At 48.0% G+C, this 9791-nt stretch carries 11 protein-coding genes; 7 read left to right on the top strand and 4 right to left on the bottom strand.

Annotation, left to right across the window (positions count from 1 at the left end):
- Positions 1 to 1867 precede the first annotated feature (1867 nt).
- The 7 genes from ABDK92_10375 to ABDK92_10345 all read left to right on the top strand — a co-directional run bounded on the left by ABDK92_10375 (position 1868) and on the right by ABDK92_10345 (position 7096).
- Positions 1868 to 2320 (top strand): metalloregulator ArsR/SmtB family transcription factor, encoded by a 453-nt coding sequence (locus tag ABDK92_10375; protein MEN3187010.1) that lies wholly within the window; start codon positions 1868 to 1870, stop codon positions 2318 to 2320.
- Positions 2286 to 3593 carry a permease gene (locus tag ABDK92_10370; protein ID MEN3187009.1) on the top strand — a complete coding sequence of 436 codons (1308 nt, stop codon included), beginning with the start codon at positions 2286 to 2288 and terminating at the stop codon, positions 3591 to 3593. The genes ABDK92_10375 and ABDK92_10370 overlap by 35 nt, the downstream gene beginning before the upstream one ends.
- 86 nt (positions 3594 to 3679) lie before the next feature.
- Positions 3680 to 4018 (top strand): hypothetical protein, encoded by a 339-nt coding sequence (locus tag ABDK92_10365; protein MEN3187008.1) that lies wholly within the window; start codon positions 3680 to 3682, stop codon positions 4016 to 4018.
- 13 nt (positions 4019 to 4031) lie between these two features.
- The gene (locus tag ABDK92_10360) at positions 4032 to 4262 is read left to right on the top strand and encodes a zinc ribbon domain-containing protein (protein ID MEN3187007.1); all 231 of its coding nucleotides are present in this window, start codon (positions 4032 to 4034) and stop codon (positions 4260 to 4262) included.
- Positions 4263 to 4315: 53 nt separating this feature from the next.
- Entirely contained in the window at positions 4316 to 4537 is a 222-nt protein-coding gene (locus ABDK92_10355) for a carboxymuconolactone decarboxylase family protein (GenBank protein ID MEN3187006.1), read from the top strand.
- Positions 4538 to 4972: 435 nt separating this feature from the next.
- Positions 4973 to 5194 (top strand): hypothetical protein, encoded by a 222-nt coding sequence (locus ABDK92_10350; protein MEN3187005.1) that lies wholly within the window; start codon positions 4973 to 4975, stop codon positions 5192 to 5194.
- Between the two features lie 1179 nt (positions 5195 to 6373).
- On the top strand, positions 6374 to 7096 hold the full coding sequence (locus ABDK92_10345; GenBank protein MEN3187004.1) for a hypothetical protein: 723 nt from the start codon (positions 6374 to 6376) through the stop codon (positions 7094 to 7096).
- Between the two features lie 69 nt (positions 7097 to 7165).
- Here the strand turns inward: ABDK92_10345 and ABDK92_10340 are convergent, their stop codons facing one another.
- From ABDK92_10340 to ABDK92_10325, 4 genes are all read right to left on the bottom strand, one after another.
- The gene (locus ABDK92_10340; GenBank protein ID MEN3187003.1) at positions 7166 to 7321 is read right to left on the bottom strand and encodes a hypothetical protein; all 156 of its coding nucleotides are present in this window, start codon (positions 7319 to 7321) and stop codon (positions 7166 to 7168) included.
- 385 nt (positions 7322 to 7706) lie between these two features.
- Positions 7707 to 8048, bottom strand: a complete 342-nt coding sequence (locus tag ABDK92_10335) for a hypothetical protein (GenBank protein ID MEN3187002.1) — start codon at positions 8046 to 8048, stop codon at positions 7707 to 7709.
- A gap of 488 nt (positions 8049 to 8536) precedes the next feature.
- The gene (locus ABDK92_10330) at positions 8537 to 9241 is read right to left on the bottom strand and encodes a hypothetical protein (GenBank protein MEN3187001.1); all 705 of its coding nucleotides are present in this window, start codon (positions 9239 to 9241) and stop codon (positions 8537 to 8539) included.
- A gap of 32 nt (positions 9242 to 9273) precedes the next feature.
- Positions 9274 to 9791 (bottom strand): hypothetical protein (locus ABDK92_10325; protein ID MEN3187000.1); only part of this gene is annotated, 518 nt, incomplete at its 5' end.

The following is a 9791-nucleotide window of genomic DNA, read 5'->3' as shown; positions in this document are numbered from 1 at the left end:
CGAGCGTTTGGTAAATGAGGAAAAATCTTGAGCGACCCGAAACACCCCCTTTCATGGGTTTTACAACCCTATTATAGCAATCAACGGGTAGAAAGCAGATATGAAGAACAAAACAAAATGCATAATCTCCCATTGGTGATTGAGAACAAATATCAAATAGTGAAAGCAATAACGTAGAGAACCACTCCAATCACCACCATCACGAATCAACCTGGAATATTTCGACACCCATACCGGACCATAAAAATAGCATGAGAATAAGAGTAAGACGGGCGCCGAGGATGATCCTCTTCCCCCCAGAGGGACTTACTACTTCAAGAATGGCAATGACCTCAAATCCTTAGCCCGTTTCCACGTTAGGCTAAGAGCCATCCAGCTTTGAAGTAAGGAAAATAGCCGTGACCCCCCAGCCATAAGCCCATTCAGGGTGAAAAATTTTTACCGGATGCTGGCAACCGGAACACCAGGGAAGAGTCCCGTAGGGCTCTTCCAGCTCCAAGAACTACCATCATAGCAAGCATCATGGGAAGTCCTGCTTTGTGAGACAGTGCCATAAGGGCAGAGGATAAAGTTGCCACAGAGGCCACCGAAATGTAGTTTGTTCAGAAGACTTTCCAACGCGGAGCACGTAACCGTCAATATTTTGGGTAAAAACAACGAACCCTCAGAAAAGGGCACACAATGGATCAAAAAGGCTACCCAAAATTTTCTGTAAGGATGTGTTTTTAGCTCTAAGCGAGGAAAATCCTGCTTCTTCAACTCGCGAATAGGCTTAAAACGGGCATTTTTATCTTCCCATCTGACTTGACAAAAGGAAACGCTAACGCATCCTAAAACCAAACGGACTCCGAGGAATTGGAGAACCGGAGGGTTAAAATGAAGAACTCTTTTTAAGAAGGAACGAGTTCGACGCTTTCCCTCTGGGGAAAGCGGAAGTTCAATCCTGAAGCACGAAGAAAGCAAAGCGGTTACCCGTAGAACTTTCTGGTGAGAGTGAGGTTCGATGGTTCATTGGGGTCAGTGGTTTTTGTTACCCAGGGTCGGCTTTTTCGAACCAAAGAACCACCTTGTTCTTCAAGCACTCGTAGTCTACTTTGCCCATGCAGGTCAGGGAAAGTTGGTCCACAAAAATGACTTCAGTCGGAATGGACCATGTAGTGAGGTGTTGAGCAACATAGTGCTTGATTTCTTTTGCCATGTATTCCCCGGAACGGACCGTTTCCTTTAATATTACAAACGTTTTAACTCGATTCAGGGCATACTCGTTGGACACAACGACCACACTGGACTTGAGAACCGCAGAATGGCTCTCAATAACCCTTTATATCCGTATTCACCCATAAAACCCAAGTCACCGGTGTGAAGTCAAATAAAACCATCCTCATGTTCTTGAAGAACCTGTGCAGCCTCATCAGAACGGGAGTTGTAGCCCAACATCACTGTCGGTCCACTGACATAAATTTTTCTCTTTTCCCCTCTTGGTACTGCTTCCGTGGTATGGGGACGGATAATCGTAAAGCGATTCCCCGGAAGGGTAAACCGATACTCCCCCAAGTGGGGAGTTTTCCAGCGTTACAGAACAGACAGAAACACATTTGATAAGACCATATTCCTGCCACAAGGATATAAAAGCGCACTTCACCTTCAGACACAAAACGCGAAAAAGTGCTGAATTTCTCCGGTAAGCCCAATCTTATCAATCTCTCGTTTCACTTCCTTTTCAGGGAATTTTAAATGGTACGAAGGGGTTTCAAATGGCAATCTCACCGTTTTTCAGTTTTCATGGCCTGTGATGGTTTGACAAAAACTGATTTTCTTTGTATACTTACTTACGCATATATGAATATAAAAAGAATGGATGAAGTGAATGAAGATAGAAGACCTTACCAAGCTTTTTAAAGCATTATCAGACAAGACCCGTTTGCGGATCGTGCGTTTGCTGGTTCAATCCGGAAGGGCGATTTGTGTTTGCGAAATTATGGACGCTCTCTTGGAAAACCAGTACAACGTTTCGAAACACCTCAATATCCTGAAATCAGTGAATCTTGTGCAAGAAAATAAAATGGGTAGGTGGGTTTACTACTCCATCATCAAATCCGAAAATCCGTGCCAAGAATTTTGCATTAAATTCATATCTAGACTCCCGGAGGAAATTTTTGCACTCGATACATTGCGCTTAGAAAAACGGTTATCGCTCCGTAAGAATGGGAAATGCGTGATTGGCGTCAATAGTGCAGAATGGCAAAAAATCATCACCCAGCTATTTCCGAAAGGAGGTAACCAAGATGCTTCGAAAACCCATGAAGAAGGAGTGGATTAATCTCCTGATTGTAGTCATCTTCTACCTGAGTGGTCTGGTATACGTGTACACCCAGAACCTCTCCTTTTCTGCCCTTTTCCAGTACGGACTTTTACAACCCAAGGGTATAACTGGGCCTGAAGCAAGACTGGTTGACATTCCGACTCCGCTATCCTGGAATATCCCTCAAGTTTTATGGTTTGTCTACGTCAAAAGTGTAGCTGTGCTGGTAGAGTTATTCCAGTATTGGGTGGTGGGAATGTTCATTGCAGCCGGGTTAGTGGTGTTCGTACCCTGGGAAACGGTGAAAAAGAGAATGGGCTACGGAGGATTCAAAGCAAACCTTGCCGCGGCTGTCGCCGGAGCGGTCATTCCCATTTGTTCTTGTGGGATTGTACCAGTGCTTGCGGGAATGGTGCAGGCCGGTATCCCCCTGGGTCCCACCATGGCTTTTCTCATCGCCGCTCCCATGCTCAACGTCCCGGCTGTTTTCATCACCGCCGGAATTTTGGGTTGGAAACTGGCAATTGGCCGAATTTTGGGTACCTTTTTTATTGCCCTGAGCGTCGGCGGTGTTCTATCATATTGGCAAAGGAAAGAACGGTTACTGAGGAGGTTCGTAAAACTGGCAATCACACCCAATCTTTCACCGGAGTTACAGCAGTTTGCCTTTCGAGTGGGCATGGCCCTCTCCAAAAACCCTGGTAAATTACCCACTGAAAAACTGGCTCCCAATGAGGAAGAAAAACTCTATCTTTTGGGTGAAGCTGGAATCCTTGACCGGGATAAGGATGGGTTGTGGCATTTACCCATTGTGTCTGAGGTCAAAACCGATGTCACCGGTGCGTGCTTTGTCCTACCCACGGGGGATGCGCGATTGCGTTTTTCGCAGAGGATGGGGAAACTGGTGGAAACAGCGTGGGATTTCTTCCTGCAACTGAACTACTACCTTATTTTAGCAGTCATCATTGCCGGAGCCATTAAGGTCCTCATTCCTACCAGCGTAGTGGTCAATTTTGTCGGTGGCAAGGGAATCAATTCGGTTTTGGTGGCTTCGTTTGTCGCCATCCTCGCTTATGTCTGCACCTATGTGGAAGTGCCAACTGCACTGGCATTAATCCAAAAGGGTATGGGCGGTGGTGCCACTTTAGCTTACCTCTTGGGTGGACCGGGACTTTCTCTTCCGTCAATCGCCATGCTTTCCGGCGTTTTCAAGAAAAGGGTACTTGCGCTCTACGTAGGGTTGAGTTTTGTCGGTTGTGTCGTGGCTGGCTATTTCTTTAATCTTTTTTGAACCGAAGGGCGTTCAATATTTCAAGCACGCTTGAACTAAAACGTAGCGAGCACGGGTTTTATCGTAAACAATAAGGAGGTGTCGTTATGACAGAAAATAACCAAACGGTGAGAATATTTATGATGCCTCAACAGTTCCCCTGTGGACCTCGGTCTTCATGCTGTGGACCCATCGGGCAATCAGAAGAGGAGATTACAAACCTCAAAAATGCCATCGAAAAGGAACTGGGATTTAAGACGGAGGTTGTGAACGTCATTCAGGATAAGGACTTGAAAAACCATTCCGGGGTCGTGCGACTCATTCAGTCCTTTGGAGCCATGGTCCTGCCGATTATCACCATCGGTGACGATGATGAGGTTGTTTCTATGGGTGTCCCTACACCCGCAGAAGCTATTTCGGCGATAAAAGAAAAAATTGAGTCCTAAAGGAGGTCTTTGTATGCCCACCTACGAATACGTCTGCACCGAGTGTGGTGAAAAAATCGAAATTTACGCCACGATTTCTGAACAGGAAAAGGGATTAAAGGTCACCTGCCCCAAATGTGGGAGTAAAAAGGTAGCCCGAGTTTTCGGAAACATCATGGTTATGGGCGGTTCCAAAGGAAGTGGAATGAATCGACCCATGTCAGGCTGTTGCGGCCCCAGCGCCGGTCCGGGATGCTGTGGGTAACGGAAGAAGCCAACCTGGTTTGATCTCATGACCAATAAAGGGGGGAATACCCAATGGACGTAAAAACCAGAGAATTAGTCGGAATCGCCGCTGCTATTGCTGGTCATTGCCAAAAGTGTTTTTCCTACCACTATAGTGAAGCCAAACGAATCGGGATCGAGGAAAAGGATATTCTGGAAGCCATCGAATTCGCCAAAACAATTCGAAGTGCAGGAAACCAGGGGATGGATGAGTTCGTGAAGCAGATGATGGCCCAAAACCAAAAAACGGAATAAAGAACCCCAGCGATACCAACAGTGATGGCGTGGGCCAAAACCAAGATACGCCCAGAGCATTCGCTGCGGCGAGTTGAAGATGTTTAGGTTGACCTTTTCGGATACTCGCTACGGCGAATGCAAATCCATAGAAATATGATGAAAGCCTTCCTAATAATCATGAAGTTTGGCGAATCCGTTAAGCGGAATACGTGGAATTCCTTCCCCCAAGGTGGAAGCAATTTCCAGAAGTCATCGATTTACTCAACCAAGGCAGGTCAAATATTCCAATTATGGTCAATGTAGAACTCATCGCTTCTGGTGGAAAAAATCAACGTTGGTCAGATTGAAAAAAACACCTGCTCAACGTGGGCATCAAAAGGTTATGATTACAAAGAGTGCGCAGCGCACGCAAAAGAGGCTTAAACGACTCTTTTTAGGGAGGAGGTGATTCTGATGAATGAAGAAAGAAAAAGAATAGACGATTTTGTGAAAAGTTTCGCGAACCTATCCAGTGACGAACAGAAAGAAGTCGTCAAAGAATTAATGCCAAAGCTGTGCGAAATCGTCATGAAAGACACAACCATGATGCAAGAAATGATGCCAAAGTGCATGGAGATGATGAAAGAGATGAATTTTCCCATGATGACGATGATGTCCCAAATGATGGGTCGGTGACGAATTAAAAGCCTACCCAAAGCGGTGACTCGGTTTGAGCAGGGATTCGCTCAATTACCGTACCTCCTGGGGCCCAGGCTCCTCCACAGCACTATTTGGATACACCTCATGGTGCTCTCCGATTACAATTCGCCTCCATGAGAAACCTCGGGGTAACCCCGAGCCAACAAAGCCTATTAGTTGATCTGGGTAAAATTCATCCCAATACCAGAGCCCTGAGAGGAATAAGCGCGTGTATCCCGCGGAAAGTGCCTGTGCGACAGGGATTATATCCACCAATCTTTACATCTTCAGATGGGGTAAACCGTAACGCCATACTCGTTCGGCGAAACCCAATCGCTCAAAAACACAAATACGGCTCCTGTGTCCCAACAGGGAACAAAGGGATTTTGGGCTGAATTCACGATGGTCCCCTTGTCCCTCCACCACTTATCTGATAAAGAACTACGTCTATGCCCGACGCTCATCCGGTTCGCATTTAGCGCTGCCGTTACGTATTTTTAGGCTTATTGGGGAACCAGGGAGTAAGGACAACCAGAACCTCCCACCCCATGCAGCGACCGATTGACGGTGCATAAATATATGGTACCCCTTTTTTGGATTTTTAACCAGCCGCGAGGACCCAAAGAGCTGAAATCGCGGAATGTTAGAGCATCCACTTCACGTCCCTACTCTGCAGGTCGATTCGGCCCCGAACCTGAAGCGATCACCATGCCGGTGAATCTCCTACTCATCAGGGTGAAGAAAGCATCTCCCAACCCGATGGTGGTCCTCTGCGAAGGTCGATTTGGGAGGGGATTTTACCTCTGTAACACCTGAGGTGTGGAAGCGAAAAACCACCGGATAAGGGTTAGCCATTCGTAACGAGCACGCATACAACCAAAAAGCTCAAATCATTCACCCCCCGCAGGACGCCCATCTTTAACCCCACAATTTCGCTTTGGAACCTTTTTCACAGATTCGCAAAAAATCCTCCACCAAAAGTTCAAGGTTACCTTGTACGATGAAGGTACAAAATCCCCATCCGGGGACATTCCCAGAGAGATACGAAAAAGGAGTGATAGCGATGCATCGCAAAATGGTGGATAAAATTCTCGTTGACCTCGTGACCCTTTGCCTTTTCCCCTTATTCTATGGAGCAAAGCTTTAAGTCTTGGGTTTCATGAGGTTACTGGACTTTTGGTCCTGGGGCTTTTCGGCTTTCACCTCCTTTTGAACTGGAAATGGCTTGCTGGGGTCACGGTGCGACTCTGGCAAAGAGCACTGCCAGCGAAAACCCGATACCTGTACCTCTCTGACCTCCTTTTTTCAGCATTTTTTGTGATGGCCTCGCCGAGCGGTGTTTTGACAGCCCGGGTCCTTTTCTCCGGATACCGAAATAATCTTTTGAAGGAGCTCCACATCTTTTCCTCGGGTGTTTCTCTGATCCTCTTTGGAGTGCATCTCGGATTCCGCTGGAGCTTATTTTGGAGTTTCCTCAAAGGCACCGTGCGTATTCCCCGGAGGATTGCAAAACCACTTCAGATGGGACTGATGGTCCTCCTCCTTGCTGTTGGCTTTTATTACCTGGTCCTTAGCCCTGTACCCCGCTGGCTTTCTAATCCCTTTGGAGGAGAAACTCGTCCTCAACGATACGTTCTTTCACCGAACAACTCCCATTCCCTTTACGGCGAACGTCCCCATGAAGGAGAAAGAGGGAGAGGCCAAAAACGTCTCAAGCAAACCGGACAGTGGAAAGTCCAGGATGACGTCTTGAGAGTGGTCATGGTCACCCTGGTCACCTATGGATCCATCATTGGCTTTTTTGCCGTTCCTGCCCATTACCTTGAAAAGTCCTGGCAGAAAAAGCCCCCAGAAGACAGCCGACCACCAATCAAAAACCACCGCAGGGACCGGCTTTAAAGAAAGGACCGGGGAAATTCGTTGCGAAGCAAAGCGCTTCCATGGTGTACGCCGAAGTGACACTGGCCCTCAGACGTACACCCGGATGAAATCCAAACCCACGATATCAATACGGGAACATAATTGTCTGAAAACGATTTTTCGAAAAATCACCCATGTCACTCTTAAAGAGCCGAATACGGCTGGTAATCCATACTCTATGCCAAATCCTTTACTCTGGACCACCAGCTCATCACCTTTGCAGTGGTCCACGAGTACTCGTGGTCGAACCTCCTTGCGCTTTTAGAGAGAGTGAATGAGGGGAGGCTACGCGAATCCAAAAGCCACCAAAAGGGCGGCTTAATGGACAGGAGGGTGCAAAAACCTTCGACATGGGACGGTTCTGCATCTTTCTGGAGAAAAACTGCATATTCCTGTTCATGAGTTCCACCCCCTGGAAGAACGGTTTTTCAAAGAAAAGCTGAAGCAGTCCGAGACCGAGCACATACGAATCATCGATTCAAATCTCCTGAGCGAGAGAAAGCCGAGTTTCTAAAAGCTTCTGAACGGGTTCGACCTTTTGCTCATCCATTACTCCTCGCCCTATTTTGACTGGCTCCTTTTGAATCGACTAGCGGTCTTCGTGCCGGTGGACAGGAAGGAGTACTTCGAGTAGCGAGGATGGATCCTTGAGCTGTACGACGTTTGGGACGTAGGACCGAAGTATATAGACCAGAAACGTCCTCAAAACGCACTGCTTACTCTGGACGTCAAGCATTGAACACTGACACGGTACGTAGTGCACCACCAGGATGCAAACGCCATCGAAAGGGTGATGCAATTGCTCGAAAAAGTCCTTACCTATGGCACATTCGATATTTTCGGCGTCGGGCATGTGCATTTTCTGAAGAGGGTTAAACAATTTAGAGGCTACCTGATCCTCGATGTGGTCAGTGACGAATCTATCCACCAAAAGGGTAAAATTACCTTCTTTCGTTACGAAGAGCGGGTAAGGGGAATCGAGAGCATCAGGTGGATGAAGTGTTCAAGGCGAATGGCTGGGAGGAAAAGTGCAAAGACATCGAGAAATATAGACCAGACGCGGTTGTGGCTGGTGAGGAATGGAAAACGCAGTATGAGCCGCTTCACCAGTACTGTCCAATTGAGTTTCTCTCAAGACGCGATGGGGTGAATAGCACGTGCATCCGAGATGCGCTCTGGGCAATCCATTGCCCTGGTGTACTCCCTCAAAAATGCACCTGCGCTAGAGGAGGGAGATTTGGTGGCCTGGATCGAAAAGCACCTCAAACCATAGTGCTACACACCATAAAGCAGGGTGCAAACACCTTTCCTCAACCATCCTGCTTTTTCCCTTCAGGTCGCTCCAGAAAGGTTTTCCCCCGGGGGAGTTTTTCTCTTTTAGCTTCCAAAAGCAGGAGAAACATCCCCCGAACGCAAGCCTCATTCATCGGAATTCCTGCCTTCTTGGCAGGGAATGCGTACAAAGTCAAAGGTGCACCGAACGCGTCCCTTCCCAAGCATATAGGGTTCAATCACCTTTTCACCAACGATGCGATCTGGATCTGCGGCCTTTTCCTGGAATTCCCCGGTGGAGAACGCAAAGTGTTCTCCACTGAACTCTGGGGAGGTCAAGGTGCTTTCCCTTATTTCACCGGTGCAGGCGTCGTAGAACCGTTCATGGAGTATGGAATTTCCCTTCCAGACAAGACCAGCAAAACCAAAAGAACAACGGTAGGTATCGGTGTGCCGGTCGAAGTCGAGACTGGCATGGATTCGAAAGTCCTCTTCCTCCAGCGAAGTGTGGATTGTGGTTTCAGACCGCGCCCAGTTTCCTGGTCGGACCGGAACCTCACCTTTTTCCCCTTTCTTCCGACAGTAGGTGGTCTCACTTTCGCTCAAGGTCAAGAGAAAAAACGGTTGACACCTGAAAAACTGTGGGAACGAATTTCTTCCAGGTTCCCCAGGTCGAAGTACCAGCTCCCCCTGAACCCTTGCCCGAAGAATCATTTGGTAAAGCGATTTCTCCTTCTTCCCATCGGTTTGACCTTGCGTTGACTCCTCGTCGTCAAATTCCACGGAAAAGGTCACCACACCCCGAAAACACTGGGGTTCTCCCATCACCGAAATCCCAGCTTCTCCCTGCACGACCTCTAAATATCCCTGGGGGTGGTAGCGGGCTAAAACACCGACACGGTCCTCTTTTCTCCCCGCTCGGTAGTACAGACAACCTGTCCTTGATCGTCGGTCCGCACCGATCCCTGTGGTTCCAGAGACCCATCAATGAGTCCCTTTGCCTCAATGGTGAAGGGCACATCCTTTATGGGAAACCGCTCCCCCAGGGGTGTTTCCCGAAAAAGCCGGATTAATACTTTGGTCACCTCCTGAGGGGACAGGTAGGACTTTTCGGGTTCAACCTCCATGAAGACACCGGCAATGGCTACCGGAGGTACTAAGTCCTTGACCAGGGTCGTATCGATTCCACAAGTTTCAACCGGGAAAGAGTCAAAGTCAGGTTCAAGCCCGCTTTTCAGGGTATAGGCGACCGAACCCCCAACTTCATGGGTGATTTTGAGCATCACCAGGTTCTCTGTCACCACGGCGTCTTGAGAGAACCCCGGTGTCGGTTTCAATTCTCCTCGTTCAGTTTCCCGGGGAAGAAAGACCACCTGACCATGATGGGGGTCAAAAACCGGTT

This window comes from Atribacterota bacterium (genome assembly GCA_039638595.1).
Taxonomy (GTDB): domain Bacteria; phylum Atribacterota; class Atribacteria; order Atribacterales; family Caldatribacteriaceae; genus Profundicultor; species Profundicultor thermophilus.
Note: the sequence above shows the minus strand (reverse complement) of the source record. Positions and strands in the feature narration are given on the sequence as shown.